Source organism: Gilliamella sp. GillExp13 (assembly GCF_001690815.1).
GTDB lineage: Bacteria > Pseudomonadota > Gammaproteobacteria > Enterobacterales > Orbaceae > Gilliamella > Gilliamella bombi.
The window spans coordinates 61,040-77,990 of the sequence record NZ_LZHJ01000028.1 but is presented as its reverse complement, the minus strand read 5'-3'; the positions used below and the strand labels follow the sequence as shown (position 1 = coordinate 77,990).

General features: G+C 34.8%; 17 protein-coding genes and 1 CRISPR repeat array. Of the genes, 7 read left to right on the top strand and 10 right to left on the bottom strand.

What is annotated here, in order from left to right; all coding sequences use genetic code 11:
- Positions 1-63: 63 nt before the first annotated feature.
- Positions 64-1,707 carry a flagellar hook-associated protein FlgK gene (gene flgK, locus A9G37_RS02550; RefSeq protein WP_034909473.1) on the top strand — a complete coding sequence of 548 codons (1,644 nt, stop codon included), beginning with the start codon at positions 64-66 and terminating at the stop codon, positions 1,705-1,707.
- A gap of 14 nt (positions 1,708-1,721) precedes the next feature.
- Positions 1,722-2,678, top strand: a complete 957-nt coding sequence (flgL, locus tag A9G37_RS02545; RefSeq protein WP_034909471.1) for a flagellar hook-associated protein FlgL — start codon at positions 1,722-1,724, stop codon at positions 2,676-2,678.
- Positions 2,679-3,009: 331 nt separating this feature from the next.
- On the opposite strand, the gene flgJ is transcribed toward flgL, so the two are convergent.
- The 9 genes from flgJ to flgB are packed head-to-tail and all read right to left on the bottom strand — an operon-like array spanning position 3,010 to position 10,235.
- A complete protein-coding gene (gene flgJ / locus A9G37_RS02540; protein ID WP_051634096.1) occupies positions 3,010-4,038 on the bottom strand; it encodes a flagellar assembly peptidoglycan hydrolase FlgJ in 1,029 nt (342 codons plus the stop codon).
- A gap of 11 nt (positions 4,039-4,049) precedes the next feature.
- Complete coding sequence (locus tag A9G37_RS02535) at positions 4,050-5,159, bottom strand: flagellar basal body P-ring protein FlgI (protein ID WP_034909468.1); 1,110 nt, start codon at positions 5,157-5,159, stop codon at positions 4,050-4,052.
- A gap of 11 nt (positions 5,160-5,170) precedes the next feature.
- A complete protein-coding gene (locus A9G37_RS02530) occupies positions 5,171-5,860 on the bottom strand; it encodes a flagellar basal body L-ring protein FlgH (RefSeq protein ID WP_065561654.1) in 690 nt (229 codons plus the stop codon).
- Positions 5,861-5,870: 10 nt separating this feature from the next.
- The gene (gene flgG / locus A9G37_RS02525) at positions 5,871-6,653 is read right to left on the bottom strand and encodes a flagellar basal-body rod protein FlgG (protein WP_034909461.1); all 783 of its coding nucleotides are present in this window, start codon (positions 6,651-6,653) and stop codon (positions 5,871-5,873) included.
- A 30-nt stretch (positions 6,654-6,683) separates the two neighbouring features.
- Entirely contained in the window at positions 6,684-7,439 is a 756-nt protein-coding gene (locus tag A9G37_RS02520; protein ID WP_065574532.1) for a flagellar basal body rod protein FlgF, read from the bottom strand.
- 14 nt (positions 7,440-7,453) lie between these two features.
- Positions 7,454-8,665, bottom strand: a complete 1,212-nt coding sequence (flgE, locus tag A9G37_RS02515) for a flagellar hook protein FlgE (protein WP_065574531.1) — start codon at positions 8,663-8,665, stop codon at positions 7,454-7,456.
- Positions 8,666-8,681: 16 nt separating this feature from the next.
- Complete coding sequence (locus tag A9G37_RS02510) at positions 8,682-9,401, bottom strand: flagellar hook assembly protein FlgD (RefSeq protein WP_065574530.1); 720 nt, start codon at positions 9,399-9,401, stop codon at positions 8,682-8,684.
- Between the two features lie 13 nt (positions 9,402-9,414).
- Complete coding sequence (gene flgC, locus A9G37_RS02505) at positions 9,415-9,822, bottom strand: flagellar basal body rod protein FlgC (RefSeq protein WP_034909448.1); 408 nt, start codon at positions 9,820-9,822, stop codon at positions 9,415-9,417.
- Between the two features lie 2 nt (positions 9,823-9,824).
- On the bottom strand, positions 9,825-10,235 hold the full coding sequence (gene flgB / locus A9G37_RS02500; RefSeq protein WP_034909444.1) for a flagellar basal body rod protein FlgB: 411 nt from the start codon (positions 10,233-10,235) through the stop codon (positions 9,825-9,827).
- A gap of 152 nt (positions 10,236-10,387) precedes the next feature.
- On the opposite strand from flgB, the gene flgA reads away from it, so the two are divergent.
- From flgA to flhA, 5 genes are all read left to right on the top strand, one after another.
- Positions 10,388-11,047 (top strand): flagellar basal body P-ring formation chaperone FlgA, encoded by a 660-nt coding sequence (gene flgA / locus A9G37_RS02495; RefSeq protein WP_065574529.1) that lies wholly within the window; start codon positions 10,388-10,390, stop codon positions 11,045-11,047.
- A gap of 78 nt (positions 11,048-11,125) precedes the next feature.
- The gene (flgM, locus tag A9G37_RS02490) at positions 11,126-11,419 is read left to right on the top strand and encodes a flagellar biosynthesis anti-sigma factor FlgM (RefSeq protein ID WP_034909437.1); all 294 of its coding nucleotides are present in this window, start codon (positions 11,126-11,128) and stop codon (positions 11,417-11,419) included.
- Positions 11,420-11,447: 28 nt separating this feature from the next.
- Entirely contained in the window at positions 11,448-11,882 is a 435-nt protein-coding gene (locus tag A9G37_RS02485) for a flagella synthesis protein FlgN (RefSeq protein WP_034909433.1), read from the top strand.
- A 141-nt stretch (positions 11,883-12,023) separates the two neighbouring features.
- On the top strand, positions 12,024-13,154 hold the full coding sequence (gene flhB, locus A9G37_RS02480) for a flagellar biosynthesis protein FlhB (protein WP_034909430.1): 1,131 nt from the start codon (positions 12,024-12,026) through the stop codon (positions 13,152-13,154).
- A gap of 17 nt (positions 13,155-13,171) precedes the next feature.
- On the top strand, positions 13,172-15,259 hold the full coding sequence (flhA, locus tag A9G37_RS02475; protein WP_065574528.1) for a flagellar biosynthesis protein FlhA: 2,088 nt from the start codon (positions 13,172-13,174) through the stop codon (positions 15,257-15,259).
- A gap of 56 nt (positions 15,260-15,315) precedes the next feature.
- A CRISPR array of direct repeats spans positions 15,316-16,243; the repeat unit is 28 nt; unit sequence TTTCTAAACTGCCTATACGGCATTGAAG.
- 137 nt (positions 16,244-16,380) lie between these two features.
- Here the strand turns inward: flhA and cas6f are convergent.
- The gene (cas6f, locus tag A9G37_RS02470; protein ID WP_065574527.1) at positions 16,381-16,950 is read right to left on the bottom strand and encodes a type I-F CRISPR-associated endoribonuclease Cas6/Csy4; all 570 of its coding nucleotides are present in this window, start codon (positions 16,948-16,950) and stop codon (positions 16,381-16,383) included.
- Between the last annotated feature and the right edge of the window lies 1 nt (position 16,951).

Genomic DNA, 16,951 nt, shown 5'->3' with positions numbered 1-16,951 from the left:
CCCGATATAAAAAAGACTTATTTTAATTGATATTATGAACTCAAACTATATTGAGAGGATTTTATGGCGAATTCATTAATGAATACTGGTATTAGTGGGTTAAATGCAGCACAAAATATGCTGAATGTAATAAGCAATAATATTAGTAATGCTCATACAACTGGTTACAATCGTCAACAACAAATTTTACGCCAAGCAAATGGAACTCAGCATAGTTTTGGGTTTGTCGGTAACGGTGTTTGTGTATCATCTGTTAATCGCGCTTTTAATAATTTTGTTGTAGGACAACTACGGCAATCACAATCACAAAATGGTTCTATCAAAGCTTATTATAATGAATTATCTAAAGTAGATAATCTGTTAGCAGAGAATGACAATAGTATTTCATCTCAAATTAATAATCTTTTTGCCAGTTTAAATAAACTTGCATCCAATGCTAGTGATGCATCGACAAAACAAACTGTTATTAGTGATCTGACATCTTTAACTAGCCAATTTAATAAAACAGAAACAAATTTAAAGAACCAAATTGCCAACGTTAATACTGAATTAAATAGTAATGTTGATAAAGTTAATACCTATACTCAACAAATTGCCGAACTTAATCAAAAAATATCACAACTACAGTCGGTAGGCGGTGGAAACGAACCTAATGCATTACTTGACCAACGCGATCAGTTAGTCAATGAATTAAGCGAAATCATTGGCATTACCGTTACTGAACAAAATGGACAATATAATCTTTCGCTTGCTAATGGTTTAAATTTAGTTCAAGGCTCTTCTATTAACTTATTATCGGTACAACCTTCAACAGATGATCCTTCGTTAAATACTATTATTTATACTCATCCTTCAGGTGCAACACAAGAATTGACAAGCCAAAACATTACATCAGGTACGTTACACGGCTTATTAACCTTTCGTGATGGACCATTAACCGAAGCCCGCAATCAACTAGGCTTAATTGCATTAAATTTAGCAGAACGTTTTAATGAAGTGCATATGTCGGGTATTGATATTAATGGTAATCAAGGTGAAAAGTTGTTTGATTACAATCATCCTAGTTGTGTCACAAATACTAAAAACCAAGGTAATGCTTCAGCCAAAATTGAGTTTAATGCTTTGAGTGAAGTAAAAGCTTCTGATTATAAAATAGAATTTGATGGTAATAATTGGATTGTCACAAGATTATCTGATCATCAGCTAATTACTCCTGAAATCAAAGATGGTAAATTGTTTTTTGATGGACTGACCATTGAGATAAGTGGTAATGCGGTTATTGGAGATTCGTTTATCATAAAACCAGTTGCCGATATTGCTTCGTCATTACAACTGCTAGTGAAAGATGTAAATAAACTAGCAACAGGTATTAACGATGAAGAAAATGGCGCTGGTGATAATCGTAATGTAACCAAATTATTAGAAATCCAACATGAAAAACTTGTTAATGGTACAACAACATTAAAAAGTGCTTATACCCGCTTAACTAACTACATTGGTAGTGAAACTCAAACAGCAAAAATTTCTGCTCAATCAAGCAAAAATATAACTCAACAAATTTATGAGCAAAATCAATCGATTTCAGGGGTTAATATTGAAGAAGAGTATATCTCTATGCAGGTTTATATGCAGTATTACCAAGCAAATGCCAAAGTGATTGATGCGGCCACAACACTATTTGATACCATTTTAGGTTTAACTAAATGATTAAAGGATAAAAAATGCGCCTTAGCACAAACTCAATTTATCAAAAAAACTTAAACAGTATTTTAAACACCAACAGCAAATGGCAAAAATCGGGGTTGCATTTGGCAACAGGTAAAAAGATTTTAACTCCTTCTGATGATCCAATGGGAGCATCACAATCATTAATAATAAAGCAAGCGCAAGCACAAAATGAACAGTTCCAAGCAACACGCGAAAATGCCGATAAATCACTTAGTCGCCAAGATACGATCTTATCGGAAGCCAATACTGTTATCCAAGCAATTCAGGAAACATTGGTCTATGCATCAAATGAAACCTTAAATGAAGAAAATAGACTCGATCTTGCTAATAAATTACAAAGTTTAAAAGATCAACTTTTATCATTAGCTAATGCAAAAGACACTAATGGTAACTACCTTTTTGCTGGTAAGAAAAACGATACACCTCCTTTTGTAATGAATGAATCAGGTGAAGTGAGTTACGTAGGCGGTACAACTTCTATCAATGTATTAATCGATGACTCGCGAGAAGTATCGCTAAGTTTTACAGGTATTCAAGTATTTATGACTGGCTCAAATGTTAAAGAATCTGATGGTTCACCAGCAGAAAGTAACATATTTGCAAGTATTGATTATGCAATTGAGGCATTAAAAATAGATCTAGATTATGATAATGATGATACCGTTGAACAATTTAGATCTGGGTTATCAAAAGCACGTCATGGAGTAGACAATTCTTTTAATAATATTTCGACACTTAGAGCAGAAGGTGGCTCGGTATTATCCGAAATTGACAGATTAACCACATTGGGGAAAACATTAGATATTGAATTTCAAACTCAAATCAGCCAACTTGAAGACGTCGATTGGTACGAAGCCATTTCAGAATATGTAATGCTACAAGCTAATTTACAAGCTGCACAATATACCTTTATGACTATGCAAAGTATGTCACTGTTTCAAATGAAATAAAGTTTTGTAACCTAATTTTATTTAAGCAATGTTTTTTACCCTAAGTTGTGAATCGACTCAAACTATTCATCCCACTCAAAGGAGGTTTACCACCTCCTTTTTTATTTTAACTAAAAAGTTTCAAAAACAATGTCATTATGTAATATAAACCATCAGTTTAAGCGAGTGACGCTTAATTATAAAAAATTAATAAAATCAATACTCTACCTGAACGTTTTTTTTATTGATTGATTTCTTATTTAATTCATAATTATTTGTTTTTAAAATTAGTTTTATAATATTTTTACTAGCAAAGTATTGAGCATTGTATTCAAACCGAGTAATTCTATTATTAATTAAATGCAATTTTCCTAAATCCTGATACAGTTGTTAACTGATTATTTTTTGCAATTTTTTCAATACGACCAATGATTTGAATAAGCTTATCACTATAATTTGGATCAGTTGCGTAATGTGCAGCTTGTAATTCTTTAGCAGCTGTTCTGGCATCAGGAGCTTTAATAACTGCATGATAACGGGGACTTTTAGTTAGTAAATTGAGGTAGTCGGTTAATGCATGATGTTTACTATTATAGACTCTAAAATTATCTTCAATTTTCATCATTTTATTATTAACAAATTCATGTGTGGTTAAACGAGTTGAATTGCCATTCCATGACGATGTTGCTTTGACACCAAAGTAATTGTGGCTTGATTGATTATTAGCGGTTTTAATTTGCTTTTGCCCCCACCCAGTCTCTAGTGCTGCTTGCGCAATAATAACCTCATACGGAATACCAGATTTTTTAGCAGCTTGCCTAGCTGGCTCTAGCCATTCCATAACAAATTTTGTGACATAATCTTCGTTTACATTATCTAGTTGTGTTTTTAATATTGCTTCGTTATGTTTAATTTCAGCTGCTTTGTTAGCATTATGGTTACGATATAGTATTTGCCCTAGTGCTTCAGGCGATAAATTAGGCGATGCATTACTAAATAAGGATTGAGCTAATTGGAGATTTTGCTGAGTATTATTGTTTGTATTAGATTGTAGGTTAACATTAATTGATGGTGAAACTTTATTAGTTAACTGTTTAATAAGCATATCTGCTAATCCAAACCCTTTACCCGCTGCTTGCTGTGTAATTTGTTGGTCAAACATTGAAGTAAATAGTTGTGTAGCAGACTGACTAAATAAACCACTTTCAGGTACAGCCTTTCGCATACTTTGCATCATCATATTAATAAATAATGACTCAAACTGCTGAGCAACTTGCTTAATACCTTCAGCAGAGCCATTAACTACATTTCGCTTTAATTGATTAATATCCGAAAAATCATAAGCGAAGCGATTCAAAGATTGTCCAATTTTATTATTCATAAAGTCTTTTTTTAGATAGTTTCTAAGGAAGCATGTAAACAACCAGCTGTTTTTAGCGCTTCAAGTATTGACATTAATTCTGTAGGATTAGCACCTAATACATTTAGCGAATTAATAACATGATTTAAATCAGCACTAGAGGATATATTGTGTAAAGCCCCTCCTTCTTGCGCAACGCTAACTTGATTATCTGGTGTAACGGTTGTTGTGCCGCCTGCTAATGGGGTATTTGGTTGACTTACCTTTAATTTGTTATTTACCACAACAGATAAATTACCATGTGCAACCGCACAATTATCTAATTTAACCTTTTGATTCATAACTACAACACCGGTTCTAGTATTTATAACAACTTTTGCTGAAACTGGCGTAGCGCTAATTTCAAGATTTTGTATTCGTGAAAGTAGTTGTACTCGTGCACTACTTTCTTTTGGCATATGTAATGCAATCGTTGTACCATCTAACGCTACTGCAGTATTTTTTTGTAACCTATTAATTGCATCAGATATTTTTAAGGCTCGAGTAAAATCAAATTGATTAAGATGTAAATGGATAACATTTTGTTCATCTAAACGGGTTGCAAGCTCTCGTTCTATGGTTGCACCATTAGGTATAGTTGCCCCTGCAGTTTGGTTCACACTTACACTGCTACCTTTACTACTTGCACCCATTCCACCTACAAAAAGGTTACCTTGCGCAATAGCATATACTTGATTATCGACACCTTTTAGTGGTGTCATAATCAAGGTACCTCCACGCAAGCTTTTTGCATTACCGAGCGAGGATACCACCACATCAATTTGTTGTCCTACTCGAGAATAAGAAGGTAATTTAGCCGTAACCATAACAGCTGCAACATTTTTTAATTGCATATTGCTCCCAGACGGTACGGTAATACCTAATTGAGATAACATATTAGTAATACTTTGAATGGTAAAAGGTGTTTGTGATGTTTGATCGCCTGTACCATCAAGACCGACAACAATACCATATCCAACCAAGGCATTTTCTCTTACACCTTGAATGGTGACTAAATCGCGGATACGTTCAGCATGGCCCGCTGGTATCACTAATACCATCATAACGACAAAATAAACAAAAATACGCAATTTTTTTAACATAATGATACTCGTTAAAAAGGGGAAAGATTTAAAAATAGGCGCTGTAACCAACCCATCGTTTGGGCTTCATCAATGTATCCATTACCAACATACTCAATTCGAGCGTCAGCAACTTGCGTTGAGATAACAGTGTTATTTCCACTAATTGTTCTTGGATTAACTACCCCAAAAAAACGGATAAACTCGGTACCTTGATTAATCGCAATCTGTTTTTCACCAATCACTTTTAGATTACCATTGATCATGACATCTTGAACCGTGACGGTGATTGTGCCACTAAAGGTATTTTTAGCGTTAGCCCCGCCTGATCCCTTAAAATCATTATTTCCAGACATTTCAGTATTAGCTTTACCTCGACCGACTAACCCATCAAGAAATTTAGGTATTGTTTTTACCCCTAGATCCACCGAACCATTTCGTCCTGCATTAATCGATGAACTTTTACTAGCACTCACATTTTCTTGTAAAACAATGGTTAATACATCGCCAACATTACGTGGGCGACGATCTTCAAACATTGGTTGGTAACCATAGCTACTAGGCTGAGCAGCTTGATAAATTGAACCTGTCGTATTTACATTGTCTGGCAATTTGGGGACAACACTTGTTTCACCTTCAACTAAAGGCTTTTTAGGCAATTGTGCACAGCCACTGATAAAAAATGCTATTAAAATATAAAAATATCTCATTACCTTTAGCATATTGTTAACTTTACAGTTGATTTAAACGTTGTAGCATTTGATCAGAGGTTGATATCGCTTTGCTATTAATTTCGTAAGCACGTTGAACTTGAATCATATTCACTAGTTCTTCAGCAACATTAACATTAGACGTTTCGGTATAGCCTTGATATAAAAGCCCTGCGCCGTTTAATCCTGGCGTATTTTCCGTTGGCGCACCTGAACTTTCGGTTTCTAAGTAAAGATTTTCCCCCATACTTTCAAGTCCAGCATCATTAATAAAAGTATGTAAAGTTAGTTGCCCAACTTGGACCTGTGTTGATTGATTAGCTAATGTCACATTTACTACACCATCGCGCGCTACCGTCATTTTGATTGCATTGGATGGAATACTAATTGTTGGTTGAATTTCGTATCCTGCTGCAGTCACCAATTGACCATTTTGATTGACTTGAAAAGCACCGCTACGAGTATAAGCTTGTGTACCATCGGGTAATAAAACTTGGAAAAAACCTTGCCCATTAATAGCAATATCACTGCTGTTATCGGTTGCCTCTAAATTACCTTGGCTATGAATTCGTTCTGTCGCAACAGGACGAACTCCTGTGCCAATCTGTAGCCCAGAAGGTAATGTTGTTTGCTCAGATGATTGTGCTCCTGGTTGGCGAACAGTTTGGTATAATAAGTCTTCAAACACCGCTCTTTGTCTTTTAAAACCATTGGTACTAACATTGGCTAAATTATTGGAAATAATATCCATATTCATTTGTTGTGCCGTTAAGCCTGTTTTGGCAATCCATAATGATTTAATCATTGTTATTCCTATCTAATTGTATTGATAAATTTAAGTTAGAGATAAAATTTGGTTTGCTTTTTGTGTATTTTCATCAGCAGTAATAATTTCTTTCATCTGCATTTCAAACTGGCGTGCATGACTAATTAAATCAACCATAGCCGTAACAGGGTTCACATTACTTCCTTCTAATACACCTGACATAAGCTTAGCTTTTGGATTGTCTGGCATATTCTCACCACGTTCATTACGTGTTTCTTCCGCTAGTCGAAAAAAGCCATCATCACCACGTATAATTTCATTATGCTCAAGATGGACTTTCTTTATTTTACCTACTTGAGCAATGGTCGTGGGTTTATCACCTGCACCCAATGCGGAAAGTGTTCCATCACTACTAATACTGATTTGAGATCGTTGAGGCACAGTCAAAACACCGTTATCACCAATTAATGGATTACCTTGTATGTTAAGCGTACCATTTTCGTCAATTTGAATTGCACCATTTCGCGTATAAGCTTCGCTACCATCGACTAATTGTACTGCTAACCAGTGATCCTCAGTTAAAGCAACATCCAAGTTTCGACCTGTGTAATTAAATGCCCCCATCGTTGAATCAAAAGTGGGAGTTGTTGCTGTTACCATGGTTCGTGTAGGTGTATCATTCCCCACAACAGGAACTGCTTTCATCGTCGTTAACTGTGCACGAAACCCCACTGTGGATACATTAGCTAAGTTATTAGTAGTAATTGATTGCCGATTTAATGTCTGGCTAGCTGCTGACATTGCTGTATAAATAACACGATCCATAAATAACCTTTAAATTAACGCAAATTGACTAATGTATTTAGAATTTGATCCTGCGTTTTAATTGTTTGTGAATTAGACTGGTAATTGCGCTGAGCAACAATCATATTCACTAACTCCTGACTCATATCAACATTTGACGACTCTAATGCACCGCTGGCTAACGAACCAAATGTACCAGAATTTGCTCTGCCCAATACCTCGCCTCCAGAATTAATGGTTGATCGCCAATTATTGTTTCCAGCAGGCTCTAGCCCATTAACATTGGCAAAATCAGCCATTGCTATCTGACCTAATAACATTGTTTGTTGGTTAGAATAGACACCATAAATAGAACCATCATCATTAATGCTATACCCGACCAAATCTCCTGGAGCATATCCATTTACAACAGGGTTTTTAATACTACCCAATTCTTTACCCATATTTTGTTGAGAACTTTTGGCTAATGATAAAGTAAAGCTATTATCAGCAGCTCCATTTATCCCATTAATATCGATGGTCATTTCGGGATCACTAATCAATTTACCAGACGAATCAAATTCCATTTCTCCCGCTTTTTGCAAACTTCCATTAGGATCACTGCTATCAAGATAATGAACATCCCATTGGTTATCAGCGGTTTTAACATAAAAGAGCTGAATATTGCGTTGATTACCAAGCGAGTCATAAGTAGTAATGGTTGTAGAATAATTAAATGTATCAGCATCAAGCGCATTGACTGGTTGTTTTGCAGGAACTTTACTATTAGAATTTAAGTTTGTTTGCAAAGAAGCCTTGGTTGTCGCTGATGCATTTAGCATTTCTTGCGAAATTTTTAACGTACCCGGAGCTGCACCTTGCTGCACTTGAGGTGGTGTTCCAGTTGCAAGATAGCCAGTCAAATAAAGACCATCAGCAGAAATAATATTTCGTTCGGCATCTAATTGAAACTGCCCATTGCGGGTGTAATAGGCTTGCCCATTACTATCCACTAAACGAAAAAATCCATTGCCAGAAATAGCCACATCTAAACTATTGTTGGTTGTTGTAGCTATTCCATCATTAAAGTTTTGCATAATCGCAGCCACTTTAACCCCCATACCAACTTTTGAGCCAGCATAGATATCAGCAAATGAAATACTAGCACTCTTAAATCCTACTGTTGCTGAATTAGCAATATTATTCCCAATAACATCTAATTGCTTTGATGCAGCATTCATACCACTCACTGCTTGAGAAAATCCCATCTGAACTTTATCTCCTTTAAAGAATTTGACGTACTTCGTCAATACTGATTGAACCAAGTATTCCTAAATCAAGTAATACTTTATTATTAACTTTACTATTGATAACACCATATACTACTGAATAAGATAATGATGTTGATGATACTTTTTTTCCGTCATAACTTGCGTTAACTGAAAAAGTATAACTACCATCTAGTGCAGTCGTCCCATCATTTAGCACACCATCCCAAGTGAAAGAACTAACGCCTGCTGGAATTGCGCCTAAATCAACTTCACGAACTACATTGCCATTTTCATCTTGAATAGTAATAATTACTGAGTCAGCTTCATGTACCAGCTCAAAACCAAATGGCGTGGTAACGGTTTCTTCTTTTGGCTCTGAACTTTCAGATTCTGAGGTCGCAACTAAAATTTTATTGCCAGGAACCATCACTCCCTTGCCAATCATATTACTGGCATTGACTGATAAACTATCATCAATCTGACCAGAAACCATTCCTAACGTTGTATTAAGACGTTCTATACCTGCTAAAGTATTGATTTGAGCCAGCTGTGATGTTAGCTGGCTATTATCCATTGGGTTAGTTGGATCTTGGTTCTTCATTTGTGCAATTAATAACGTTAAGAAATTATCTTGTAATTCTTTACTTGAGTTACCATCAGATGCAGTTTTTTGTGTCGTTTGAGGTTTTGTTATCCCCGATGATTCTGAAACAAGAACATTAGCTATACCCATCAACCACTCCTTTTTATTGCCCTAATGCCAGTGTTTTTAACATTAAATTTTTGGCGGTATTAATTACTTCTATATTTGCTTGATAACTTCGTGATGCTGAAATGGTATTAACCATTTCGGCAACTACATCAACATTAGGTTTTTGAATATATCCTTTAGCATCGGCCAATGGATGATTAGGTTCATAAACCAAATTCATCGGTGAAGGATCTTCAATAACTTGCGACACTTTAACCCCAGCAATTGGGTTAAGTTCACCATTATCATCCACTTGAAAAATAACCTGCTTAGCTCGATAAGCTTTGCCTGAAGTACTGGTAATACTGTCTGCGTTAGCTAAATTACTAGCACTTACATTCATTCGTTGTGTTTGTGCCAATAATGCCGAGCCTGAAATTGCAAAAATAGAAAAACTCATCATAATTATCCTTGCTGTAATACCGCCATAATATTTTTAAATTTTTCACCTAAAAACGTTAAATTACTTTGGTAGTGAATACTATTATCAATAAAAGCTGTACGTTCTTGATCCATCTCGACCGTATTACCATCTGCCGCAGCCTGATAAGGTATACGATAAAGTACATCATGATTTGTCATGATTGGTGCTTTTATCTGAATATGATGATTTGAAGTGATATTAAGTCCAACGTTATTAATCTTATTCTGATTGTTAAGTGCTTTGCTTAGCTCAGCATTAAAATCAATATCTCGAGCCTGATAGTTAGGCGTATCGCTATTTGCAATATTTGCAGCTAATATATTTTGTCGTATTTCACGTATATTTAATGCTTGCTGATGAAAATTAACCCATGTATCTAATTTATCAAACATAAAATCATCTCATTTTTTTTGATAATTAGAATTTTAAGCGAATAAAAAAAAAGTTATTGCGCAAATAACGATAAAAATTGCCCTTATTTCAAGATTCATTTCTTGCAATCATAAAGTAAAATCAGCTTATGAATAATTTAGAATAAATAAGCATGATTAAAATCGCAAAATTGATACTCACTATTTTTATACTATTTAGTTGGAATAATGTTTTAGCAAATTCGCTTGATAAACAGATTAACAATTTAATATCACAGCAATTTGGTCATAAAGCGGACGACATTTTAATTACTTATCTTACTGCTAAACCGCAATTAAATTGTAAGACTCCAACACTCTCTTTATTAAATAAAAAAAAACAGTGGGGCAACATGACTATCAGTGCCCAATGCAATAATAAAAAAAAATTTATCCAGATTAATGTTGCTGTCAAAGGGAACTATATTGTAGCTAAACAAGCAATAAGTGCAGGGACGCTAATCAACGAAGATTATATACAGATACAATCAGGTTGGTTGGATAAACTACCTTCGACTGTTATTTTGGATGGAGTTGACGCAATTAATCATATAGCTTTACGAAATATTAATTTGGGTGAACCAATAAAAACAACAATGCTTCAAAAAAATTGGCAGGTGAAAGCAGGACAAATAATTAAAGTAATAATAAATGGAGAAGGTTATGAAATAACAACTAATGGTAAAACACTTAACAATGCTATATTAAACGATAAAATAAAAGTTAAACTAAATTCTGATAAAATTGTTGAAGGCACGTTAACTCACCAAGGTGTAATAATTTCCAATAAATAATATTAATGATTTTTTTATTATTGCCGATAATAGAATTATACAAATCACTTAAATCTTAAATTTGATTAAAGGTATTTTATGACTATAGATGCGACTAAATCCGTTACAGCCATAACAGGGCTAGTAAGCCGCGATGTAATTAACGAACAACAAAATACTCACAATGCATCTGTACAAACTAAAAACAGTACTAATGTAAGTACTAACGTGAGTATAAATCAAAATTCAATACACCTTTTACATTCAACCAACAAAGATATCGACGTAGAAAAAATTGAAAAAATAAAACAGTCCATATCCAACGGAACATTGGTTATTGATACACATAAAATTGCAGATAAATTAATTAAACAATTACTAGAAGATTTTTAAAAATAAGACAGAATTATAAGGATAAAAAATGTTAGCACTTAATGACATCCTAAATAAAATAGCAGAGATGTTACAAACAATTTCAGAAATTCTACAATCAGAGCAAAAAATATTAATTGAAAATAGTTCAACAAACCAGTTAAGTGAAACTATTAACAAAAAAAGCCAATTACTAATTCAACTAAAGCTACTGGATGAAGAACGCATAAAACTAAGTGAACAATTTAATATTCAACCGCCCTATAAAGAAAATCCTACAATCGAAGCTCTTTGGCTATCAATTACTGATACAACAAAATTATTAGCAGATATAAATCGTGATAATGGGCTAATCATTCAAAACCGCATGAATCTAACCCAGCAATCAATCAACTATCTTAAAAGTATTAAAAGTCCTGCTGTTTATACTAATAGTGGCTATCAACAAACTGAAATTATTTCGTCAAAGCGAGCCAAAGTTTAAAAAATTAATATTTATTGACGGTAAACGCCATAAATACCCCCTAAAATACCCTCTTATTAAGCCAACAACCCAGTAGCAATTAGTTCATACTGTTAGTATTGTAAATCTTTATTAAACTATAGCGTTTTATTTAACTTCATCATGGCTGACGATAGTGATCTAGATAAAAGCGAACACCCCACCGATAGCAAAATAAAAAAAGCTAGAGAAAAAGGGCAGATCCCTCGTTCTCGTGAATTAACTTCGTTATTAATTTTGTTAATAGGTATTATTTTATTTGGATTAATGGGATCACACTTAGTTAACCAGTTAACTACGATCATTAAAACAGCAATGAAGTTTTCGTATAAAATAGAGGATGATAAGTTAATCGTCTTCAATTTAGTTAACTTATTAACCGATGGTTTTTGGGCAATTGTACCCATTTTTTTTGGTCTAGTTATCGTTGCTATATTTGCACCACTTTGTGTCGGCGGTTTACTATTTAGCCTGCAATCAATTAAGCCTAATTTTCAAAAACTAAATCCGATATCTGGATTTGGTAGAATATTTAGTATTAGAGTTTTTTCTGAATTACTAAAAAGCATACTTAAAGTTATTTTTATTTCTATAGCTTCAACATTGTTTGTAATGCACCATTTCCCTTACATGCTTTCGTTACCCAATATGCATTTAAATAGCGCATTAACTAAAGCAATACAGCTAGTGATTCTTTGTGGAATTTTTAGTGTTATATCTTTAATACCCATGGTTGGTTTTGATATTTTCTATCAAATATGGAGTAATTTAAAGAAACTGAAAATGTCAAAACAAGAAATTAAAGATGAATTTAAAGAACAAGAGGGAAACCCACAAATCAAAGGGCGTATTCGTCAAATGCAACAGACTATTGCTAGACGCCGTATGATGAAAGATGTACCTAAAGCCAATGTGATTATTACTAACCCAACGCATTATGCCGTCGCTCTGCAATATGATGAAAAAACAATGATTGCTCCAAAATTATTAGCGAAAGGAACAAATAAAATTGCGTTACGCATCAAAGAAATTGCTAATGAACATAATATCCCCCAGTTAGAAGCTCCACCGCTTGCCCGTGCTTTATACCGTCATGGTGAAATAGGCGAAACAATACCAACCGAATTATATACCGCGGTTGCCCAAATTCTAGCGTGGGTTTATCAATTGAAACATTGGTATAAATATGGTGGCGATAAACCAATAGCGCCAAATAATTTACCCATACCTGAGTCATTATCCATAAATAAATAAAGGTAATAACTAGTCTTATGATTAAATCTAAACTACTTAATTTATTATCAACCAATACATTAAAAAATGGGCATTATCAAGTCTTAGCTGGACCATTGCTAATTTTATTGATTCTTTCGATGATGGTATTACCACTACCTGCATTTATTTTGGATCTGTTTTTTACTTTTAATATTACATTATCAATTATCATCTTGATAGTAGCATTGTTTACTAAAAGAGTGCTTGATTTTGCAGCATTCCCGACCGTTTTATTATTTGCAACTTTATTAAGATTATCGTTAAACGTTGCTTCTACGCGGGTCGTTTTATTAAAAGGTCACACCGGTAGTGCTGCTGCTGGGCGGGTTATTGAGGCTTTTGGACACTTTTTGGTTGGTGGTAATTTTGCTATTGGTATTGTGGTATTTATTATTTTAGTCATTATCAACTTTATGGTCATCACCAAAGGAGCAGGTAGAATAGCTGAAGTGGGTGCACGCTTTGCGTTAGATGGTATGCCTGGAAAACAAATGGCTATTGATGCCGATCTGAATGCGGGTTTAATTGGTGAAGATGAAGCTAAAGCCCGTCGAGCCGAAGTTTCTCAAGAAGCCGATTTTTATGGGTCAATGGATGGTGCCAGTAAATTTGTACGCGGTGATGCGATTGCGGGATTATTAATAATGGGCATAACCATTATTGGGGGGTTATTAGTTGGAGTTGTTCAACACGGTATGGCTTTTTCTGATGCTAGCGAAACCTATGTTTTACTAACTATTGGCGATGGTTTGGTAGCACAAATACCATCACTTATTATTTCAACCGCAGCAGGCGTTATTGTTACTCGAGTCACATCACAAGATAACATCAGTGATCAAATGATTACACAGCTTTTTAATAATCCACAAGTATTGATTTTAACAGCTGTCGTCATTGGTTTACTTGGACTAATTCCGGGTATGCCAAATTTAGTTTTTCTACTCTTTACTGTTATTTTATTAATCATATCTTGGTGGCTAACTAAACAGAAAAAGACTGAACAAAAAGTAGCACCCAAACAAGCTAATGTACAAGCAACCACGCCAGCTAATATAGAAGCAACATGGTCAGATGTTAATATTGAAGATATATTGGCAATGGAAGTTGGTTATGGATTAATTCCCATGGTAGATCAAACTCAAAATGGTGAGTTGTTAGGGCGAATTCGTAGTTTACGCAAAAAATTGGCTCAAACACTGGGTTTTTTACCACCTCAAGTTCATATAAGAGACAATCTTTCATTAGCACCTTATCAATATAAGATATTTATAAAAGGTGGTGAAATTGGCAAAGGTGAAATTGTTAATAATAAATGGTTAGCGATCAATCCTGGTAATGTAACTGAAACCATTGAAGGCATTCCAACAACCGAACCTGCCTTTGGATTACCAGCGATATGGATAGATGAAAGTAATAAAGAAAATGCACAAATATTGGGGTATACCGTTGTTGATACAAGCACCATGATTGCTACTCATTTTAATCATTTATTACAGCAATTTGCTAGCGACTTATTAGGACGTTTAGAAACTCAAGAACTACTCGACAGAATAAAACAAGATATGCCGAAATTAGTGGAGGACTTTATTCCTGGTGTTGTTACACTAACCACATTTCATAAAATATTGCAAAACTTGATCGCTGAAAAAGTGTCAATCCGTGATATGCGTACCATTATTGAAACCATCTGTGAGTACGCACCAACCCAAAATGATGCTTATCAGCTACTAAGTATGGTAAGAATTGCTTTAGGAAGAGTCATCACACAACAATGGTTTCCTGGATCTGAGCCAATCAATGTAATAGGATTAAATATCAATTTAGAACGTTTGTTATTACAAGCACTCCAAAATACCAGCAATGTTGAACCAGGGCTAGCCGAACACATTGTCGAGCAAATTAAACAAGCCATTCATCAACAAGAAGCTATCGGTGCACCACCAGTGTTATTAGTGAACCATGCATTAAGACCTATGCTTTCACAATTTCTAAGGCCTAACTTTCCTCAATTAGTGGTATTGTCAAATTTAGAAATCACCGATAATCGAGAGATAAAAATGAGCACGCAAATTGGCGCAGAATAGTTACTTTATAATACTAATAATGAAGTGTTTCAGTTAATAAAAACTAGAAACACTCTTTTCTAAACTGCCTATACGGCATTGAAGCATAGGAAGCTGTTGCGCCACCTGACATACGATTTCTAAACTGCCTATACGGCATTGAAGAAGAGCTGGGGCTTTCGTTTGCTGATGCTAACTTTCTAAACTGCCTATACGGCATTGAAGATACAAACATTTACACAAAACTAAGCACAGATTTTCTAAACTGCCTATACGGCATTGAAGCAACACCGCCGCAAGGGTGGCTAAAATGCAACTTTCTAAACTGCCTATACGGCATTGAAGGAATTCCGTCGGTGCGTATCAAACCGGGATCTTTTCTAAACTGCCTATACGGCATTGAAGGGTATTTATCGCACGGCAAAACGTTAGAAGACTTTCTAAACTGCCTATACGGCATTGAAGTAGTAAATCAGATATTGCAGCAGAACTTGGTTTTTCTAAACTGCCTATACGGCATTGAAGTTTAAATGTAACATTTGAATTGTCAGGCAATATTTCTAAACTGCCTATACGGCATTGAAGATAATAGGCTCATCTCTTCAGGGAAGTGGATTTTTCTAAACTGCCTATACGGCATTGAAGTATTGAAACTGCTTTTAATTTGCCGCGCGGTTTTTCTAAACTGCCTATACGGCATTGAAGGTGAGCTTAATGAAAAATTTGCAGATGCGGTTTTTCTAAACTGCCTATACGGCATTGAAGTGTTACTTAAAGTAAAGATAGGACTATCAACCTTTCTAAACTGCCTATACGGCATTGAAGGTAAGCACTTAATGAAAGGCTCGAGCAAAAAATTTCTAAACTGCCTATACGGCATTGAAGGTTTTGTCATTCTTGAGCATTTGATAATATGATTTCTAAACTGCCTATACGGCATTGAAGCTGCTCTCGCATATTTACGCTCTTTCTTAACTTTTCTAAACTGCCTATACGGCATTGAAGTAGAATTTTATCTCAATAGTGCCTTATTGTAAAAGAGCATACTGCACTTTTCCCAATTTTTACCCTTTTTTTGAGTCTATTTTAATATCAATAATAATCAATATGTTAAAATTATCCCCAAAAAAAGGGTTAATGATTTAAAAATCAGGAACAGTGGCTGTTTGGCTTAATCCATAGCTATTAAATGTGCCTTGCACTGGCTCTGGGCATTTTTCTTGTTTTAACCACAAAATAAATCTTTGTCCTGTACTTTTACTATTCAAATGAAGATGTGGGTATTGCAAATGAACGCTTCCCCATTTTTCAACCATTTTATTTTTCACTTCAGGTGTCCATTTACCTTGTGCTGTTAATCTTTTTTCGGCACGTCTTAACGCACTCTGACCTTTAGGATTAACACGACTCAAATGCAAATAGCCTTTTATCGTTGCCGGTACTGTTGTGATAGGCATCAATAAAGCATAATCACTTATCGATGATTTTTGCTGTATATCTGCTTTAAGTTTTTGCAATTCCTGCTCGGTACCAAATAGGCGAATCACTCCGCCTAATGTTCGGTGCACATTGTAACAAGGAAAACTAATTGCGATATTTCCTTGTTGATTAACCAAGATTTGGTGCAGTGACTGCATGATTTGATTAATCACGTCCACCTCGGTTATCTCAATTTGCGAAATAGCTCGCAGCTCTAAATAGTGTGAGTGCATA

Excerpts from the sequence above, each read along its gene's own strand:
- cas6f (WP_065574527.1), bottom strand. The coding sequence starts at position 16,950 with ATGCACTCACACTATTTAGAGCTGCGAGCTATTTCGCAAATTGAGATA.
- A9G37_RS02530 (WP_065561654.1), bottom strand. The coding sequence starts at position 5,860 with ATGCTAAAGGTAATGAGATATTTTTATATTTTAATAGCATTTTTTATC.
- flgJ (WP_051634096.1), bottom strand. The coding sequence starts at position 4,038 with ATGAATAATAAAATTGGACAATCTTTGAATCGCTTCGCTTATGATTTT.
- flgG (WP_034909461.1), bottom strand. The coding sequence starts at position 6,653 with ATGATTAAATCATTATGGATTGCCAAAACAGGCTTAACGGCACAACAA.
- flhA (WP_065574528.1), top strand. The coding sequence starts at position 13,172 with ATGATTAAATCTAAACTACTTAATTTATTATCAACCAATACATTAAAA.
- A9G37_RS02510 (WP_065574530.1), bottom strand. The coding sequence starts at position 9,401 with ATGGGTATAGCTAATGTTCTTGTTTCAGAATCATCGGGGATAACAAAA.
- flgM (WP_034909437.1), top strand. The coding sequence starts at position 11,126 with ATGACTATAGATGCGACTAAATCCGTTACAGCCATAACAGGGCTAGTA.
- flhB (WP_034909430.1), top strand. The coding sequence starts at position 12,024 with ATGGCTGACGATAGTGATCTAGATAAAAGCGAACACCCCACCGATAGC.
- flgA (WP_065574529.1), top strand. The coding sequence starts at position 10,388 with ATGATTAAAATCGCAAAATTGATACTCACTATTTTTATACTATTTAGT.
- A9G37_RS02535 (WP_034909468.1), bottom strand. The coding sequence starts at position 5,159 with ATGTTAAAAAAATTGCGTATTTTTGTTTATTTTGTCGTTATGATGGTA.
- flgB (WP_034909444.1), bottom strand. The coding sequence starts at position 10,235 with ATGTTTGATAAATTAGATACATGGGTTAATTTTCATCAGCAAGCATTA.
- flgC (WP_034909448.1), bottom strand. The coding sequence starts at position 9,822 with ATGATGAGTTTTTCTATTTTTGCAATTTCAGGCTCGGCATTATTGGCA.
- A9G37_RS02485 (WP_034909433.1), top strand. The coding sequence starts at position 11,448 with ATGTTAGCACTTAATGACATCCTAAATAAAATAGCAGAGATGTTACAA.
- flgE (WP_065574531.1), bottom strand. The coding sequence starts at position 8,665 with ATGGGATTTTCTCAAGCAGTGAGTGGTATGAATGCTGCATCAAAGCAA.
- flgK (WP_034909473.1), top strand. The coding sequence starts at position 64 with ATGGCGAATTCATTAATGAATACTGGTATTAGTGGGTTAAATGCAGCA.
- flgL (WP_034909471.1), top strand. The coding sequence starts at position 1,722 with ATGCGCCTTAGCACAAACTCAATTTATCAAAAAAACTTAAACAGTATT.
- A9G37_RS02520 (WP_065574532.1), bottom strand. The coding sequence starts at position 7,439 with ATGGATCGTGTTATTTATACAGCAATGTCAGCAGCTAGCCAGACATTA.